This window comes from Streptomyces sp. FH025 (assembly GCF_017427025.1).
In the GTDB taxonomy this organism is placed as follows: Bacteria; Actinomycetota; Actinomycetes; order Streptomycetales; family Streptomycetaceae; genus Kitasatospora.
The window spans coordinates 1-17,476 of record NZ_JAFLNG010000024.1; the positions used below are offsets into that span (position 1 = coordinate 1).

Annotated in this window: 16 protein-coding genes and 1 pseudogene; 8 read left to right on the forward strand and 9 right to left on the reverse strand. The window is 70.6% G+C overall.

The annotated features are described in order from the left end of the window. A pseudogene (locus J0670_RS03260) lies at positions 1-805 on the reverse strand (hypothetical protein); the annotation flags it as partial. Between the two features lie 209 nt (positions 806-1,014). Between J0670_RS03260 and J0670_RS03265 the strand changes: the two are divergent. Beyond that, a complete protein-coding gene (locus tag J0670_RS03265; protein ID WP_207809391.1) occupies positions 1,015-1,827 on the forward strand; it encodes a class I SAM-dependent methyltransferase in 813 nt (270 codons plus the stop codon). A gap of 125 nt (positions 1,828-1,952) precedes the next feature. On the opposite strand, the gene J0670_RS03270 is transcribed toward J0670_RS03265, so the two are convergent. Beyond that, positions 1,953-3,155: an MFS transporter gene (locus J0670_RS03270; protein ID WP_207809392.1), complete on the reverse strand. Its 1,203-nt coding sequence runs from the start codon at positions 3,153-3,155 to the stop codon at positions 1,953-1,955. A gap of 95 nt (positions 3,156-3,250) precedes the next feature. Here J0670_RS03270 and J0670_RS03275 point away from each other — a divergent pair, with 95 nt between their 5' ends. Continuing rightward, positions 3,251-3,856, forward strand: a complete 606-nt coding sequence (locus J0670_RS03275) for a TetR/AcrR family transcriptional regulator (protein WP_207809394.1) — start codon at positions 3,251-3,253, stop codon at positions 3,854-3,856. A gap of 140 nt (positions 3,857-3,996) precedes the next feature. On the opposite strand, the gene J0670_RS03280 is transcribed toward J0670_RS03275, so the two are convergent. Continuing rightward, on the reverse strand, positions 3,997-5,523 hold the full coding sequence (locus J0670_RS03280; RefSeq protein ID WP_207809396.1) for an FAD-dependent monooxygenase: 1,527 nt from the start codon (positions 5,521-5,523) through the stop codon (positions 3,997-3,999). A gap of 257 nt (positions 5,524-5,780) precedes the next feature. On the opposite strand from J0670_RS03280, the gene J0670_RS03285 reads away from it, so the two are divergent. Beyond that, complete coding sequence (locus J0670_RS03285; protein ID WP_207809399.1) at positions 5,781-6,095, forward strand: helix-turn-helix transcriptional regulator; 315 nt, start codon at positions 5,781-5,783, stop codon at positions 6,093-6,095. Between the two features lie 62 nt (positions 6,096-6,157). On the opposite strand, the gene J0670_RS03290 is transcribed toward J0670_RS03285, so the two are convergent. The 6 genes from J0670_RS03290 to J0670_RS03315 all read right to left on the reverse strand — a co-directional run bounded on the left by J0670_RS03290 (position 6,158) and on the right by J0670_RS03315 (position 12,150). Then, positions 6,158-7,858, reverse strand: a complete 1,701-nt coding sequence (locus tag J0670_RS03290; protein ID WP_207809401.1) for an FAD-binding protein — start codon at positions 7,856-7,858, stop codon at positions 6,158-6,160. 62 nt (positions 7,859-7,920) lie between these two features. Further along, on the reverse strand, positions 7,921-8,421 hold the full coding sequence (locus tag J0670_RS03295; RefSeq protein ID WP_207809402.1) for a cupin domain-containing protein: 501 nt from the start codon (positions 8,419-8,421) through the stop codon (positions 7,921-7,923). 34 nt (positions 8,422-8,455) lie between these two features. Continuing rightward, complete coding sequence (locus tag J0670_RS03300) at positions 8,456-9,415, reverse strand: oxidoreductase (protein ID WP_307806362.1); 960 nt, start codon at positions 9,413-9,415, stop codon at positions 8,456-8,458. Between the two features lie 49 nt (positions 9,416-9,464). Further along, positions 9,465-10,862, reverse strand: a complete 1,398-nt coding sequence (locus J0670_RS03305; RefSeq protein ID WP_207809404.1) for an aldehyde dehydrogenase family protein — start codon at positions 10,860-10,862, stop codon at positions 9,465-9,467. After that, on the reverse strand, positions 10,862-11,959 hold the full coding sequence (locus J0670_RS03310; RefSeq protein ID WP_207809405.1) for a phenazine antibiotic biosynthesis protein: 1,098 nt from the start codon (positions 11,957-11,959) through the stop codon (positions 10,862-10,864). The genes J0670_RS03305 and J0670_RS03310 overlap by 1 nt, the downstream gene beginning before the upstream one ends. Positions 11,960-12,012: 53 nt before the next feature. Continuing rightward, complete coding sequence (locus J0670_RS03315) at positions 12,013-12,150, reverse strand: hypothetical protein (RefSeq protein ID WP_207809407.1); 138 nt, start codon at positions 12,148-12,150, stop codon at positions 12,013-12,015. 381 nt (positions 12,151-12,531) lie between these two features. On the opposite strand from J0670_RS03315, the gene J0670_RS03320 reads away from it, so the two are divergent. The 5 genes from J0670_RS03320 to J0670_RS03340 are packed head-to-tail and all read left to right on the forward strand — an operon-like array spanning position 12,532 to position 17,461. Next, positions 12,532-13,707 (forward strand): 3-deoxy-7-phosphoheptulonate synthase, encoded by a 1,176-nt coding sequence (locus J0670_RS03320; RefSeq protein WP_207809408.1) that lies wholly within the window; start codon positions 12,532-12,534, stop codon positions 13,705-13,707. Positions 13,708-13,766: 59 nt separating this feature from the next. Next, positions 13,767-14,537 carry a 2,3-dihydro-2,3-dihydroxybenzoate dehydrogenase gene (locus J0670_RS03325; protein ID WP_207809410.1) on the forward strand — a complete coding sequence of 257 codons (771 nt, stop codon included), beginning with the start codon at positions 13,767-13,769 and terminating at the stop codon, positions 14,535-14,537. Between the two features lie 19 nt (positions 14,538-14,556). Then, on the forward strand, positions 14,557-15,216 hold the full coding sequence (locus J0670_RS03330) for an isochorismatase family protein (RefSeq protein ID WP_207809412.1): 660 nt from the start codon (positions 14,557-14,559) through the stop codon (positions 15,214-15,216). A 26-nt stretch (positions 15,217-15,242) separates the two neighbouring features. Continuing rightward, a complete protein-coding gene (locus J0670_RS03335) occupies positions 15,243-17,132 on the forward strand; it encodes an anthranilate synthase family protein (RefSeq protein WP_207809414.1) in 1,890 nt (629 codons plus the stop codon). Then, the gene (locus J0670_RS03340; protein ID WP_207809416.1) at positions 17,120-17,461 is read left to right on the forward strand and encodes a hypothetical protein; all 342 of its coding nucleotides are present in this window, start codon (positions 17,120-17,122) and stop codon (positions 17,459-17,461) included. The genes J0670_RS03335 and J0670_RS03340 overlap by 13 nt, the downstream gene beginning before the upstream one ends. Positions 17,462-17,476 lie beyond the last annotated feature (15 nt).

Consider the following 17,476-nt stretch of genomic DNA (forward strand, 5'->3'; position numbering starts at 1 on the left):
CCGCGAGCGCCGGGCCGCCGCCCAGGTTCGCGTAGTTGACGACGACCGCCTGGTCCGGCCCCTCCTTCTCGCCGTACGCGCGGTAGCGGACGAGTTCCCGCCGGTCGTTCAGCCAGAGGTCGACGGTGAGGCTACCGCTCTTCTGCAGGGCGTTGCGGAAGCCGGTGGTGCGATGGCCCGGTTCGTCCCCCTGGTCGAGGCCGGGGATGGTGGCCAGGACGGCCTTCGCGTCCTCGACCGCGCGGTAGCGGGTGAGCCGGGCGCCGTCGACGGTCTCGACGGCGCCCGGGGAGGCGCCCGCCGTCCGCGCCGCGTCAAGCTGCGCGACGGGGTTCATCACCCGGGAGAGGAGGAGCAGGGTGGAGTTGTTCGGGGACGCCCGCCAGGGGATGTCGCCCACCTTGCACCACCGCGGCCCGGGCGGGGCGGTCGCGGCCGTCGGCTCGGTCAGCCCCAGGTAGGCCTCGGCCCCGACCACCCGGGTGCGCAGCCCGGTGTCCGAGGCGTCCTGGGTGTACTCGATCGCGGCGTCCGGTCCGCTCCAGGTGAGCCCGCCGGAGCCGGGGGCGAGGCCGCGTCCGGTCGGCGTGGCCAGCGTGAACGTGCCGTTCCCGGCCTTCCGCATCACCTCGGCCGCGGCCGTGAGGGCCGCGTCCGGGCCCTTCTCCTCCGGGCCCGGCGTCTGCGTCGCGCCGTCAGCGACCGCCCCGCCGCCGGTCGTTCCGTCGCCGCCCGTTCCGCCGCCCTGGCAGCCGACCAGCACCGCCGCCGCGACCGCCACGGCCGCCGCCCGCCCCATTCGCACGCCGCCCCGCACCCTCTCGGTCCTGATCACCGTTGGATTCCCGGCGGACTGTAGCGAACGGTCCGCGCGGCCCGGTAGCGCTTTTCCCGGGCCGCGCCGGCCGGCGACCCCGGACCGTCACGTAACGTGTTCGCACCAGCACAGGTTTGGGTACGTACCCCGGCGCGCCCGACCGCCGGACGCCCATCGAGCAGGAGACCCCGCGGCCCATGGACCACAACCACATCCCCCCGACGGTACGCCGGACCTACGGCGCCGACGACCTCAGCACCGCCCCGTCGTTCGCCGGCGGATTCATCAACTTCGGTGACTGGCAAGGGATCGACCTCACCGCCCCGACCTCCGAGGACCGGGTGCACAGCCAGGAGCAGCTCTACCGGCGGGTGTTGCGGGCCTTCCCGGAGCCGCGGGTGCAGCTGCGGCTGGCGGAGGTCGGCTGCGGGCGCGGGCTGGGTGCGGCGCTGGCGCTGCGGGAGTTCCGCTTCGCGGCGGTGACGGGCGTGGACATCCACCCGGACCAGATCGAGCGCGCCCGCGCCGTCAACGCCAGAGCCCTGGCCACCTTCCCCGACCGGCTCGCCTACACCCTCGGCTCGGCCGACGAACTCCCCTTCCCCGACCGCTCCCTGGACGGCGTCTACTCCGTCGAGGCCGCCCAGCACTTCCGCGAACTCACCGGCTTCGCCCACGAGACCGCCCGCGTCCTGCGCCCCGGCGGCCGACTCGTCGTCACCACCTTCTTCAGCGCCCCCGGCCCCGACGTCGCCGAACGCCTCAAGATCCTCCTCGCCAGCTTCGCCGACAGCCTCGACATCGCCCACCCCCTCGACACCTTCACCACAGACCTCACCGACGCCGGCTTCACCGACATCACCACCGACTCCATCGGCCAGCACGTCTGGCCCGGCTTCGACCGCTACCTCGCCGACGCCGTCCCCACCTCCCACTGGTCCCGCAACTTCCTCCCCGCCTGGCGCTCCGGCCTCCTCGACTACCACCTCGTCACCGCCACCCGCACCTGACCGGCGACAAACGGGCCCGGGCCTGTTCACACCGTCTGTGAACGGGCCCGGGGGCGGACTTCATCGCTCGACGTCAACCCGAGCGGGATCGCAGCACGACGAGAGCTGTCGAGGCCACAGGGCACTCATCGCACGCTCTCGTTGGAGCGGGCGCTCCAGATCGCCAGGGCGGCCACCAGGGCGCAGGCGCCGCCGAGCCACAGGACGCCCTGCACGCTGAGCGCGTCGACGATGACGCCGCCGACCAGCGCGCCGAGGCCGATCGACAGGTTGAACACCGCCACCCACAGGGAGGAGGCGGCCTCCACGGCCTGCGGAGCGGCCTTGATCATCCACGTCTGCAGGCCCACGGACACGCCACCGTAGGCCAGACCCCAGACGATGAGCAGGATGATGCCGGTGATCGTCGTCCGGCCCAGCAGCACGAAGAGCGGCATCGCGACCGTCAGGGACAGGGCGATGGCCAGCACGCTCCGGTGCACCTTGCGGGAGAGCGCCGAGCCGGCGACGAAGTTGCCGATCATGCCCGCCACACCGAATCCGAACAGCAGCGGACCGACGTAGCCCTCGTCGATGCCCGACAGCTTCTGCAGTGCCGGGCTCACGAACGTGTAGGCCGAGAAGTGCCCGAACACGATGAAGATCGTCGCGATGATGCCGATGCGCACTCCGGGGTTGCGGAACTGCTCGGCCAGGAGACGCGGCCGGATGGGCTGCGAGGCGACCAGTGAGGGCAGCACGACCAGCAGCGCGACCAGCGCGACGAGCGCGAGGGCACTCACCGCCGCGAAGGCGACGCGCCAGCCGGCGAAGTCGCCGACCAGGGTGCCGAGCGGGACGCCGAACACGTTCGCGGCTCCGACACCACCGAAGATGATCGCGGTGGCCTTCGGTACGTTCTCGGCCGCCACGAGCCGGACGGCCAGGCCGCTGGCGACGGCCCAGAAGCCTCCGATCGCCACGCCGACCACGACCCGGGAGGCCACGAGGACGCCGAAGTTCGGCGCCACGGCCGAGGCCACGTTGGAAAGGGTCATCAGCGCCATCAGCCCGAGCAGCAGGATCCGCCGGTCCATTCCCCTGACGAGCATCGGCACCAGCGGCGCCGCGAACGCGGCGACCAGACTGGGCACCGTCACCATCAGCCCGGCTGTCCCTTCCGAGACCGACAGCGCGGACCCCACGGAGGTCAACAGGCCGATCGGCAGCTGCTCGGCGCTCACCAGCAGGAATGTCCCCAAGGCCACCGCGCTGACCGCCAGCCAGTGATTCGCCTGCGGGGCCTCTAAGCCCTTCACCTGGGATGAGCTCTGTTCTGCGGTCGTCACCGTACCGTCCCCTTCATTCGATTGGGAGCGATCGCTCCCAATAACGGAAGCCTAGTATGGGAGCGATCGCTCCACAAGCTGGGTAAGGTGAGGACATGGCACGCCCCCGACAGTTCAATGAGCAGAACGCGGTCATCTCGGCGACCGAGCTGTTCTGGAGACGCGGTTATCACGCCACCTCGGTGCGCGATCTGGGTGACGAGCTGCAGCTCACGCCCAGCAGCCTGTACCGAACGTTCACGGACAAGCACACGCTGTTCCTGCGCGCGCTGGACCACTATCGGGCCACCGAGTCGACCGAGGCCCGGCAGCGCCTGCACGCGGGTGACCGTCCGGTCAGAGAAGTGCTGCGGGAATGGATGCTGTGGCTGGTCACCTGCCCGGCCGACGGCCAGGGCGGCCGGGGCTGCTTCGTGGTCAACACGGCCACCGAACTCGGTACCACCGACGACCAGGTCCGTCAGCGGACCGACGCCGCCTTCGAGACCACCCGGCAGGCACTGCGGTCGCTGCTGGCCGAAGGACGTGACCACGGCGAACTGCCCACCGACCTCGACATCGACGCCACCGCGGAACTGCTGTTCACCACGGTGCTCGGACTGCGGGTACGGGAGCGCGCCGGCCATGACCTCGCGCGTCTGACCACCGCGATCGACGTCGCGATCCGGACGCTGGGGCCCGTGCCCGAGGAACCCGTCTGACCGCGCTCACCCGGGCCGGCATCGCCCCCGGGGGGGGGCACGGCGACCGATCGGAACCAAGAGGAGGCTCGCCCCCGGCCGTACGCCGCCCCGTGTCCCGACGGGTGGCGTACGGCGGCCGCCGGAAACCCGGGCACGCCCTACGCCGGTCCGCCGAACCATTCCGTGGCCACCTCGACCAGTCCCGGGGTCCGTGCTCGCCGTCCCGGCGAACTCCAGAGGATGTAGCCGTCCGGTCGGATCAGGAGCGCCGGAGCCTGCATCGCGGAGGAGGGCTCCGGCACCACCTCGACGATGGACAGCCGGTCGGACCACGGCGCGAGCAGATCGGCCTGCCCGGCCGCCTGGACCGTGTGGATCAGCAACGGCCGCCCGTCGGACAGCAGGGCGGCGAGGCTCGTGGAGCCCTGGGCGGTCTTCACCCGTATGTCCGGAGCGAAGGTCCCGGCGAGGGCGTCGTCGGGAACGCGCACGTCGTAGCTGATGTCGGTGCCGCTGAGCATTCCCGTGAGGAACCGGTTCACCTGCGGCAGGTGCATCGTTTCGCGGAACAGTTCCCGCAACGAGTCCGTGAGCACCCCCGGGTGCATGAGTGCCACTTGGGCCCGCACGTTGTACAGAACGCGCGCCGCCACGGGACGCCGTTCGGCGGCGTAGGTGTCCAGCAAGCCGGGGGGCGCCCACCCCTTGACCTCGGCCGCGAGCTTCCACCCCAGGTTGATGGCGTCCTGCAGGCCCGTGTTCAAACCCTGCCCGCCCATGGGGAAGTGGGCATGGGCGGCGTCTCCGGCCAGCAGGACGCGACCCTGGCGGTAGCTCTCGGCCTGGAGCGCCGCGTCGCTGAACCTCGTGAGGTCGCGGGCATCCGCCATCGGCACGGGGCGACCCGCGATGCGCTCCGTCTCCTCCCGCAACTCCTCGAAGGTCACGGGCGCGTGGCGGTCCTGCACGGGGCCCCGGAAGTCGTAGGTACACACCCGGCTGTGCCCGACGGGGTTCAGCCACACCAGGGTCCAACCCCGTGGCGTGCGCTGCCAGCCCGCCGGCGCGCTCCAGGGATCCAGCAGGCGCACCTCCCCCATCAGCGCCGACACGGTGGCGGGCGTGCCGGTGAAGGGGATTCCCGCGGCGCGGCGGACGACACTGCGCACCCCATCGCAGCCGACCACCCACCGTGCGGTGACGTGATGCCGGGTCCCGTCCGCACCCTGGAGGTCCACGCGGACGCGGCCCTCCTCCTCGTGGACGCCCGTGCACTCCTGGCCACGCAGGATCCTCGCCCCCAGCGCCTCGGCCCGCTCGGCGAAGACGCGCTCGGCGTACGCCTGGGGGCTTCCGACGATGACGGGGCCCTCCGAGCTCACCTCGGCGAGATCGAGGTCGAACATTCCCGCGAAGTGGAACGGGACGCTGGTCTGTCGGCCGCGCACCGGCCGCGGCTGCACGGCTTCGCGCAGCCCACGGCGATGCAGGCTCTCCACGGTGCGGGCGTGCAGCGTCCCGGCTTTCGACACCCCGGAGGGCACCGGGAGCTTCTCCACCACCAAGGGCCGGACGCCTTGCAGCGCCAGCTCATGGGCGAGCAGCATCCCGACGGGACCACCACCCACGATCACCACCTCACAGGTGACCGCTTCGTCCGAGGGGTGGGATGAGCGTTGCTTCACTGTGTTTCCTCACCTTCGTGCTGAGCGGGTTGGTGGGGTGGGCACCCCGCACCACCACCGCGTGAAGACGGCGGCGATGGCGAAGCACGGTCACTCCTTGCCGGGAGCGTGCTCACTGACGGGTCGATCGCCGTCCGCACCGGCCAGCTGACGTTACGTATCTACTCGTACCATCGTAGAGATGAGGATCGCAAGGCGGACTCGTGACCCGGTGTGGCCACGGACGCACGGTTCGCATATGTTCGTAGTATGGCGTGATGGGACTCCGTCACCCGAAGACCGATCAGATCCAACTCGAGGACGTGTTCGCCGCCTTGAGCAACCCGATGCGCCTCAAGGTGGTGCGCACCCTCGCCGTGTCCGGCCCCACGCCGTGCGGGAGCCTGCTCGACGGCGTCCCCAGGTCCACGCTCACCCACCACTGGCGGGTCCTGCGCGAGGGAGGGCTCATCCGGCAGGAGGCGATCGGGCGCGAGTACACCTTGACCCTGCGCCGCGACGACCTGGAGCAGCGCTTTCCCGGGCTCCTGGACGCCGTGCTGCGAGCGGCGTCCATGCCGGCTCCACGGTGAACCCGACGGGCAGATGCCCCGGGTTCCGCTGAACCCGGGGCATCTGCGATGGCGCGGCCGCGTCAGGGGAGTCGGATCGACTGACCGTGCCGGAAGAAGTCGGTCGGGTCCCAGTAGGCCTTGACCTGCTGGAGGTGCCGGTAGTTGCCGCCCCAGTAGAGGTCGTGCCAGGGCACCGAAGAGCCGTTGTACTGCGGGTCGTTGAGGTCGATGTCGCAGTAGTTCACGAAGCACCCGGAGGTCTGGGCGTTGGGTACCGGCACACCGCCCGTCTCCGCGTACACGTCCTGGTACACGCTGCGCAGCCAGGCGAGGTTGACCTGGTCCTTCCCCGCCTCGGTCCAGTTGGTCTGGTACAGCACCTTGAACACCGAGTCGCGGTGCGCCTGCGCCGTGTCCGCCGTCCCCACGGCGTTCACCTGCCCGCCGTAGGAGCTCACGACGACCTGCGCCATCGGGTTGTCCAGGTCGTTGGAGCGCAAGTGCTGCCAGAGGGCGGCGATCTGCCGGTCGGTGTAGCCGCGGCGGTGGTAGGCGGACTTCTCGTCGCCACGCAGCACGGGGTTCGTCATCACCTGGTTGCTGGTGCCGAGGTAGTGCGTCGCCTTCAGCCAGCTCCAGCGCCGAGGCACGAGGAAGTTGGCGAGCGGCCCGTCCGCACTCCCGTTCTCCGACGGCGTCTCGGGAGGGATGGACATGCCCCGGGTGATCTGGTCCAGGAAGTTCTTGAGCACGGCGTCCGCGTTCGGGGTGTCCCCCGTCAGCTGCGTGAGCAGCGCGATCTCCCCGTTCGAGATGTGGTTCAGGGTGAGCAGGGAGAGCAGTCCCCCGGTGTCCCCCGGGGCGCCGTGGGCCTCGTGCCAGGCGCAGAAGTTGCGCACCAGCGTGGTGAAGTCCGCTTGCGTCATCTTCGCCCACGGCCAGGATATGAGGCTGACGAGGACCTCGGCCGGCGGCTTCGGCAGGAGGCCCGAGGGGTCGGTCCCCGTGGCCGTCCGGGAGCGGAACCAGTAGCGGGTGACGATCCCGAAGCTTCCGCCGCCGCCGCCCGTGTGCGCCCACCACAGGTCCCGCAGGGGGCCGGTGTCGTCACGCGTGGCGACCACCGCCTTGGCGGTCCCCGAGGCGTCCACCGTCACGACCTCGACCGCGTACAGGTGGTCCACGATCAGGCCGTCGCGGCGGGCCAGCAGCCCCCAGCCGCCTCCGGCCACGTGCCCGCCGGCACCCACCGAGTAACACATGCCGCCGGGGACGGTCACGCCCCAGCCGCGGTACAGACGGTCGTAGACCTTGCCGAGCGTGGCTCCCGGCTCGACCGCGAACGCGTTCTTGTCCGCGTCGAAGTACACGCGGTTCATCTCCGACATGTCGACGATCACTTCGACCGCGGAGTTGTAGGCGAAGTCCTCGTAGCAGTGCCCGCCGCTGCGGACCGACACCCGCCTCTTCGCCGCCGCGGCCTCCGCGACGACGCTGACGACCTGCTCGGTGGTGGAGACGAGGTGTATTCGGTTCGGCGCCGCGGTCCAGCGCTGGTTCAGGCCGACGGTGAGGTCCGCGTACCGCGCGTCCCCGGGGCGGACCGCGGGGGTGACGAAGGGGGGCGCGTCCTGCGGCGTGACCTTCGGGGCGGCCGAGGCCGGGCTCGGGGCGGCCGCGGCCGAGGCCGGCCGTGCGACGCCGAGTGCGGAAACGCCGGCCACCGCGCCTGTGGCAGCGAGGACCGAACGGCGTGAAGGCTGTTTTCCGTTGCGTGACATTGAAACTCCCAGATCGGCGGTCGGATCAGTCGTACGTGCCTTTACCACTTCGGTGCCGGGGGCTACTCCAGGTACTCGTCACCGAATTCGGGGCCCATCTCATAGCCGTAGGCCACGTCTTTCAGACGCTGCTCCTCCGAAGGCGGCGGCGTGTCGTCCTCCGCGGGAACGCCGACGTTCAGGAAGAACCTTTCCTTGCCTCCGGGAATCGTCATGAACAGCATCTTGGCGGGCTCTTCGGAGGTGTTCTTGAACGCGTGCTCCGTACCCCGCGGAACAAAGATGAAGCTCCCCGCCGGGGCGTCGTGCGTGCCGTTCTTGTCCCGGAACTCCACACTGCCCTCCAGGACGTAGAAGGCCTCCTCCTCCCAGTGGTGGACGTGCAGCGGCGGGCCACCGCCCTCCGGGACGAGCGCCTCGATGAGGAACAGCGACTTCCCGGTGTTGTGCTCACCGGACTTGACGGTGTACCGGTCGCCGAATGCCCACCTGCTCGGCCCTTCCCCGGGGGGAACGATGACGACCTCGTTCTTGTTCTGACCCGCGAAGAATCCCAGACTCACCGGCCGCACCCTCCGTCGAATCGTTCACGGGAATTCATTCGGCGTCGCCGTGGAGCGAGTCCAGTTCCTTCACGTCAACCTCCGACAGACGCAGGCCGGCCGCCTCGATGTTCTCCTCCAGGTGATCGGGGCTGGAGGTTCCGGGAATGCAGCAGATGTTCGCGGAGTGCTGCAGCAGCCAGGCGAGGGCCACCTGGTAGGGGGTGGCACCGCGACGCCGCGCCACGGCGTGGATGGCCTGGGCGTCCAGCGGCACCTGCTGCGGCACCTTCGTGTCCGTCGCGACGTCCTTCTCGTGCTGAAGGGTGAACGTCCCCAGCGGGAAGAAGGGCATGAACGCGATCCCCGCCTGGGCGCAGGTCTGCATGATGTCCTCGTCGCGGCGCCGCAGGACGTTGTACTCGTTCTGCACGCAGACGACCGGGGCGATCTCACGGGCCTCGGACAGCTGCCGGGCGGTGACATTGCTGACCCCGAGGTGCCGGATGAGGCCCTGCTCGCGCAGTTGGGCGAGCGCGCCGAAGGGTTCGGCGATCGAATCGTCCGGGCCGAGACCGCCGCCCTCCTCCACGATCCGCAGATTCACCACGTCCAGGTGGTCACGGCCCAGGCCACGGAGGTTGTCGTACACGGCCCTGCGCAGCTGCTCCGGCTTCAGCGCCGCCGGCCAGGCCTTCTCCGGGGTGCGGAAGGCACCCACCTTCGTCACGATGATCAGGTCGTCGTCGTAGGGATGGAGGGCTTCGCGGATGATCTCGTTCGCGATGTACGGGCCGTAGTAGTCGCTGGTGTCGATGTGGTTGACGCCCAGTTCCACCGCGCGCCGGACCACCGCGACCGCCCGCGCGCGATCCTTCGGCGGGCCCCAAACCCCGGGGCCGGGAAGCTGCATGGCTCCGAACCCCATCCTGTGGATGACGAGTTCACCGCCCAGGGCGAACTCACCCGCCGCTGCCGCGGGCGCGGTACCGACGATTGCGTCACCAGAAGGCACGATCTGCTCCTTGAGAATGAGATGGTCGGCTGAGGACGCACGGCCTCGCTCAACCACGGATGACGGTCTTGCTGCGCATCAGGAACTCGCCGAGGTAGCCGTCGTGCGGCACGCTGCGGTCCATCCAGTGGGTGGGGCGGTCGCCGACGTAGACGTTGGCCACGGTCCGGTCGGCGACCAGCTCCCCGATCAACTCGACGTCGGCGTCCGGCACCTCCCCGTCGGCGAGCACACCGACGACGAGTGAGTCACTCAGCGCGCCGACCCCGTCGGTACGGGTCCAGGGCGCCACCCACACGCAGGGGAAGGGCAGTTCGACGGCGTGCCAGCCGCCTTGGAGATGCGGCACCTCGAAGACGGCCGGACGCAACACCGCTTGGCCGTCGGAGAGTTCATCCACGATTCCCCCGCCGCCGAGGTGTGCGGTGGTTCCCTCGGCCCGCTCCAGCAGATGCCGTTCGAGGGCCCGCGCCCGCTCCAGTGACTGCACGGGCAGGCCCGCCTTCTCGTCGTCGGCCGACAGGCTGGGTAGTGCTGCGAGACGCTCGGCCAGCGCATGTGCCACCGGCGCCGGATCGCCCTCGACGAAGACCGCGGTCGCGTTGACGCACTTCATGCCGCCGTGGTGCGCGATCGAGTCCACCATGGTGTCCAGGTGGACCCGCCAGTCCGTCCCGGCGGTAACCAGGATCTTCGCCCGGCCCGGCCCCTGCACCAGGACGTTGGGGTCGCCGGCGTACCGGCGGACGACGTCGTCGCCGCCGTACACCAGCGACAGGTCGGCGCCGGTGATCACCTCGTCGGCCACCGCGTGGTCGGTGGGCAGCAGCACCACGTGGTCCTCGCCGAACCCGGCCGTGCGCAGCGCGGCGACCAGCCGGTGCGGGGTGAACGGCTCCCGGCGCGAGGGCCTGATCGCGACGCGGAAGCCCAGCGCGAGCGCCTCCAGCCACAGGGCGTGAGGCGCCGGGTGGTTGCCCGCCGCGTTCACGGCGAGCACCTCTCCGCGCCGTGTCCACACCGCGCTGCCGGTGCGTGTGCGCGCGTCCTGCCAGTCCAGCACGGCACCGCCGGGCAGCGCGCCGTAGGCCCCGGCCAGGGCGCGGCGCGCGGAGTCGGCGATCTCGTCAGCGGCGGAGCGCACGGCGGACAGGGGGATCCCTGAGACCCGGGTGACGGTGCGCTCGTACTGCTCGTACGTGAGTCCGTGCACCACGCCCTCACGGAAGACACCGGCCGCGCGGGCCAGGGCGGCCAGGCGCCGCTCACGCGGCAGCGGAGTCGCCCGGTGCAGCGCGGCGAGCGCCCGGGTGACGAACAGCTTGGGAACGAGGCTGAGTTCGGCGACCGCCAGGCCGGCCGTGTCGGTGACGGCATCGCGGTTGCGCGCGCGGTACGGGCCCCGGGGGCCCAGCGCGTCCAGCATGTACGGCTCGGCCTCCGGCATCAGTACACCCCCTCGATGACCTTCTCGTCGTCGAACTCCCGCACCGGTGCGATGTCCGCGACCGAGTCGCCGACCTGGCCCGGCAGGGGGCGGATGCGGGTGGCCTCGTCCCGCTCCACGTTGTTGGGCAGGAACAGGCTCTTGCCGACGTAGTGCATCACGACGCGGCCTCGTTCGCCGTACTCGACCGGCCGCCGCTCCTCCAGGTTGACGACGTTGTAGGTCATGTACGGCGAGAACGGGTCGTAGACACAGGGGTCGTCGTCGCCCAGTCCGGGCCGCTCGGTGACGTGACCGAGCGTCATGGTGTTGCCGAAGCCGCTGCAGAGCACCGCGTCGGGGAACAGCTCGGTGCGGTACAGGTTCCGGGTGTCGGGGTCGAGCTGGGTGCCCACCCACATGATGGCCTTGACCTTCTCCCGGACCAGCTCGACGAGTTCGTCGCGGCGGCAAAGCCGTTCCAGCACCGGCGGCGTGAGCATCAGCACACCGATGTCCTGCGAGCGCAGCGGATGCTGGATCTGGTCGATGAGGTGCTCGGTGTAGGCGTCGGCCTCGCCCTGGTCGCCCCGCGCGATGATCTTCTTCACCCATCGCGGGTCGACGTCGACGGCGAAGGACAGGCCGCCGCGCTGGGCGACCATCTGCTGGAAGGAGGCACCGACCATGTGCGGCCCGGACGGGATGGCCAGCAGCCAGTTCACGTCGCGCGGCACGCCGTGCGCGTCCAGTTGGGCGTTGCTGTGGGCGAGCAGCATGTCCACCCACTCCTGGAGCATGACGACGCGCTTGGGCGCGCCCGTGGTGCCGCCGCTGTCGAAGACGCCGACGATCTTCGGGCGGGCTCCGTAGCCGCGCGGGATCAGGTCTTCGGCGCGCACGTCCCGCAGTTCGTTGGCGAAGTTCGGGAAGAGTTTCAGATCGTCGAAGGTCCGGATGGTCTCGATGGGGTCGAAGTCCAGTCGGCCGACGCGGTCGAGCCAGAACGGCGCCCCGGTCTCCTTGGAGAAGTGCCAGCGGATCGCGGCACGGAGGAATTCGTCGGGGCCGGGCACGGTGCCGTAAGGCAGTTCGAGGAGGGGGTTGGCAGCGGGCATCGGAGAGCTTCCTTTCGGCCAGGTCCGGTAAGGGCCGTGCAGCGGCCCCGGGTTCAGTCGACCTGCGGCGCCCTGGCGAGGCTGTCGAGCAGATCGTCGGCCCAGTCGCGCGTGTAGGAGCGGAAGTGCGGGAATCCGCCGTCGTACGGGTCTCCTCCTGGTCGGGCACCGGGCGGGGGGACTGGCTGCATTCTGGGCACAAGCGCGGTCGCCCCGCAGAGCGGGCGGCGGACTCTGTCACACTCGGCGGAATTCGTCACAACAGCCTCCGGCCACCGCCAGGTTCGGCCTGACGGATGACCAACTTCCGAATGTCGATGCGACATGACGGACTACGAACGGTTGCGACGGACTACGACCGGTTGCGACGGACTATGCGTCATCGCGTTGCGGCTGCGGACGCGCCTCTCAACAGTGGTGTCCGCCGTCCGAACCCGGATGTGAGCCCACCGGACGACGCACGTCACCACCAGGCCGGCACCTTGCCGACACGCACGAAGCCCGTGCCGCCTCACACACGCCGAGCCCGCCATCAGCCGGAGTGACTCCGACATGCCCGCCAAGGGAATCTGATGACCGACATTGAGTCCTACGTTCGCTCCCTGCCCGCCCTCCAACAGCCCGACTGGGCTCACCACCCACGTCTTGACCAGGCCCGAGCCCATCTGCGGCGCATGCCCGCCCTCGTGGACATCGAGGCCGTGCACCGCCTCGGGTCCCTGCTGCGCGAGGCCGCGGCCGGCCATCTGCAGATCGTGCAGGCCGGCGACTGCGCCGAGGACCCGGCCGAAGCGGCGCCCGAGGACGTCGCGCGCAAGACGGCACTGCTCGATGTGCTCGCGGGGATGATGAAGCTCGCGTCCGGCCGGCCGGTGCTGCGGGTGGGCCGGCTCGCCGGACAGTTCGGCAAGCCCCGCTCGAACCCGACCGAGACCGTGCACGGCGTCGAACTGCCCGTCTACCGGGGCCACATGGTCAACCGGCCCGAGCCCGACCCCGAACTGCGCCGCCCCGACCCCGACCACCTGCTCTCCGGCTACCGGGCCGCCAGCGACACCATGCACTACCTGGGCTGGCGCGGCACCGCCGGCCGTCGCCCGGAGTACGGCGTGCCGGTGTGGACCAGCCACGAGGCGCTGCTGCTCGACTACGAACTGCCCATGCTGCGACGCGAACCCGACGGCTCGCTGCTGATGGCCTCCACCCACTGGCCGTGGGTGGGCGAACGCACCCGGCAGCTGGACGGCGCCCACGTCGCCCTGCTCGCCGCCGTGGCCAACCCGGTCGCCGTCAAGGTCGGGCCGAGCATGACGGCCGAGGAACTGCTCGGACTGTGCGAGCGCCTGGATCCCGAACGCAGCCCCGGCCGACTCACCCTGATCGCACGGATGGGTGCCGAGAACGCCCCGCGCAAGCTGCCCGCCCTGGTGGAAGCCGTCACCCGGGCCGGCCATCCGGTCCTGTGGCTGTCGGACCCGATGCACGGCAACACCGTCTCAGGCCCCGAGGGACTCAAGACCCGCCTGGTCGAGACCGTGGTGCGGGAGGTCCGCGCGTTCCAGGAGGCGGTGCGCACGGGCGGCGGCGTCGCGGCGGGCCTGCACCTGGAGACGACTCCCGACGCGGTCACCGAGTGCGTCTCGGACACGGTCGACCTGCACCGCATCGGCGACAAGTACCTGAGCTTCTGCGACCCGCGGCTGAACCCGCAGCAGGCCATCGAGGTGACCTCGGCCTGGCGGGGCTGACTCCTCGCCGTCGGGGCCCTACCGGCCCTAGCACCCAACTCACTCAGGAGGCTGGAACCGTGGAAGGAACCATCGCCCTGGTCACCGGAGCGGCCGGCGGCATAGGGCAGGCCGTCGTCCGGTTGCTCGCCGAGCGCGGGGCGACGGTCGCCGCCGTGGACCTCGACGCGGAGCGGATCGCCGCCACGGCCGCCGCTCTGCGCACGGAGGGGCTGATGGTGACCGGCTTCGCCGCCGACGTCACCTCCAGTTCCGCCGTGGACGAACTGGTCGAGGAGGTCGAGACCCGCCTCGGCCCGGTGTCGCACCTGGTGAACGCCGCCGGTGTGCTGCATCTCGGCCAGGCCCGCGCCCTGTCCGACCAGGACTGGAACGCCACGTTCGCCGTGAACGCCACCGGCGTGTTCCACGTGTCGCGCGCCGTGGTCAACCGCATGGTCCATCGCGGCACCGGCGCCATCGTCACCGTCGCGTCCAACGCCGCGGGCACCGCGCGCGCCGAGATGGCCGCCTACGCGGCCTCCAAGGCGGCGGCGACCGCGTTCACCAAGTGCCTGGGCCTCGAAGTGGCGCACCGGGGCATCCGCTGCAACGTGGTGGCCCCCGGCTCCACCGACACCATGATGCTGCGCGGCATGCACACCGCCGACACCGCCGCCAAGGCCTCGATCGCGGGCAACCCCGAGCAGTACCGGGTCGGGATCCCGCTGGGCAAGGTGGCCAGCCCCGAGGACATCGCGCGGACCGTCGCCTTCCTGCTGTCGGACGAGGCCGGGCACATCACGATGCACGAACTGACCGTGGACGGCGGAGCCACCCTCGGTGTCTGAGAACGAAAGGAGCCGGCCCATGCCCGGAATCCCCCCCATCCAGCCGTACTCCATGCCCACCGAGGGGCGGCTACCCCGGAACTCGGTCGACTGGCAACCGGACCCCCGGCGCGCGGTGCTGCTCCTGCACGACATGCAGGAGTACTTCCTCAAGCCGTTCCCGCGCACCACCGAACTCGGCCGGGCCCTGGTGGACAACACGGCGCGGCTGCGCGCGCGGGCCAAGGAGCTGGACATCCCCGTCGCCTACACCGCGCAGCCCGGCGGCATGACACCCGAACAGCGCGGGCTCCTCAAGGACTTCTGGGGCCCCGGCATGCAGGCCACACCCGAGCACCGCCAGGTCGTCGCGCCGTTGGAGCCCGACGACGGCGACTGGACGTTCACCAAGTGGCGCTACAGCGCCTTCTTCAAGACCGACCTCCTGGCCCGGATGCGTGAGCGGCACCGCGACCAGCTGATCATCTGCGGCGTTTACGCGCACGTGGGGGTCCTGATGACCGCGGTGGAGGCGTACACGAACGACATCCAGCCGTTCGTCGTGGCCGACGCGGTCGCCGACTTCTCCGCCCAGTACCACCAACTGGCACTCACCTACGCCGCCGAGCGCGCCGCCAAGGTCGTGACGGCCCAGGCGGTACTGACCGGGCTGAACGCAGCCACCACGGCGACGCACTGAGCGCGCCCGAAGGCGAAAGGAACCCCATGACAACGCAGGACGGCGTGCTGCTGCTGTCGCGCATCCTCGACGGCTCGACGGAGGCCTTCGCCCTGCTGCACCGTCCCGAGGCAGCAGGAGAAGACGCTCTCGAGGTGCTGACCGGTGAGGTGACCGAGGTCGCCACGATCGCCGAGCTCGAACTCGACGAAGCGCCGGGGACCGGCACCCACCAGGAACTACTGGTGCTCATCCCCTATCGGCAGCTGGCCGAACGCGGCTTCGCCGCTCCGAACGACGGCCGGCCGCTCCTGGCGATGAAGGTGGGCGAGCATGCCTCGCTCTCGTTGCGCGACACCCTGGGACTGCTGCCGAACCATCCGGTGAAGGTGACCGAGGACCACTTCGACATCGACGACGACACGTACGCCGAGACGGTGCGTCGCATCGTCTCCGACGAAATCGGTACGGGCGAGGGCGCCAACTTCGTGATGAAGAGGTCCTTCGTCGCCCAGTTGCCGGACTTCGGCGTGCCGGACGCGCTGTCGTTCTTCCGCCGACTGGTCGAGCGGGAGACGGGCGCCTACTGGACGTTCCTCGTCCACACCGGTGAGCGGACGTTCGTCGGAGCCACTCCCGAGCGGCACATCAGCGTCCGCGACGGCCGTGCCGTGATGAACCCCATCAGCGGCACCTACCGCTACCCCGTGTCCGGCCCGGACCTCGACGGCGTTCTGGCCTTCCTCGCCGACACGAAGGAGGCCGACGAACTGTACATGGTGGTCGACGAAGAGCTGAAGATGATGGGCCGGATCTGCCCCGAGGGCGGCCGTGTGAGGGGGCCGTACCTCAAGGAGATGGCGCGTCTGGCGCACACCGAGTACTTCATCGAGGGCCGCACCGACCGCGATGTGCGCGACATCCTGCGCGAGACCCTGTTCGCGCCGACGGTGACCGGCTCCCCGCTGGAGAGCGCCGCCCGGGTCATCAGCCGCTACGAGCCGGCCGGGCGCGGCTACTACAGCGGGGTGGTCGCCCTCATCGGGCGCGATGCCGCGGGCGGGCGCACCCTTGACTCCTCGATCCTGATCCGGACCGCCGACATCGACTCGGCCGGAGTGATGCGGATCGGGGTGGGCGCGACTCTGGTGCGCCACTCTGACCCGGCCTCCGAGGTGCAGGAGACCCGTGCCAAGGCCGCGGGGCTGCTGGCGGCGCTTGGCGGGGCCGAGCCCACCCGGTTCGGGTCGCACCCCGCGGTGCGCGAGGCGCTCGACGCGCGCAACGACGGCATCGCGCACTTCTGGCTGAAGGACACGGCCGATCCCGGTCCGCTCACCGGCCCGCTGACCGGACGCAAGGTCCTGGTGGTCGATGCCGAGGACACGTTCACCGAGATGATCGCGCACCAGATCCGGTCGCTGGGCTGCGAAGTGGACATCCACCGCTTCGACGAGCCGTACGACTTCGCCGACCACGACCTGGTCGTCATGGGTCCGGGTCCGGGCGACCCGCGGGAGACGACGCACCCGAAGATCGCACATTTGCGCTCGGCGGCGGCCCGGCTCCTCGACGAGCGGCGGCCCTTCCTCGCGGTGTGCCTGAGCCATCAGGTGCTCAGCACGTTGCTCGGCCTGGACCTGGTGCGCCGCGAGGTGCCCAACCAGGGTGCCCAGCACGAGATCGACCTGTTCGGCAGGACGGCACGTGTGGGCTTCTACAACACCTTCGCCGCCCGGTGCGCCACGGACTCCTTCGAGCACCCGGTGCACGGCAGGGTGGAGGTCAGCCGGAACGCGGCCACGGGCGAGGTGCACGCGCTGCGGGCGGCCGGGTTCGCCTCGATGCAGTTCCACGCCGAGTCCGTCCTGACCGTGGCCGGGCCGAGCATCATCGGCTCGCTGCTCCAGGAGGTGTCCGGCGCATGCACGCGGTGATCGTCTGGTGGGATCTGGCGCGCTCGGAGCACACCGTCGAGTCGCTGCGCGGCTTCCTGCGCGAGGAGGCGGTGGATCGCTTCGCACAGGTGCCCGGACTGCGGTTGAAGTTCTGGATCTCCGACGCCGGCGCCGACCGGTGGGGTGCGGTGCTGCTCTGGGAGTCCCGGCAGGCCGCGGAGGCCCCGCTGCCCAACCGGGCTGCCCAGCTGATCGGCTATCCGCCGACCGAGCGGTACGCCTTCGCCGTGGAGGCCACCGTGGAGGGTGAGTTCGCCGTGGCGGCACTCGCCGGGCGCGGACTCGCGCTCGAACCGGCCGACTCCTGACCGCCGTGGGATCCG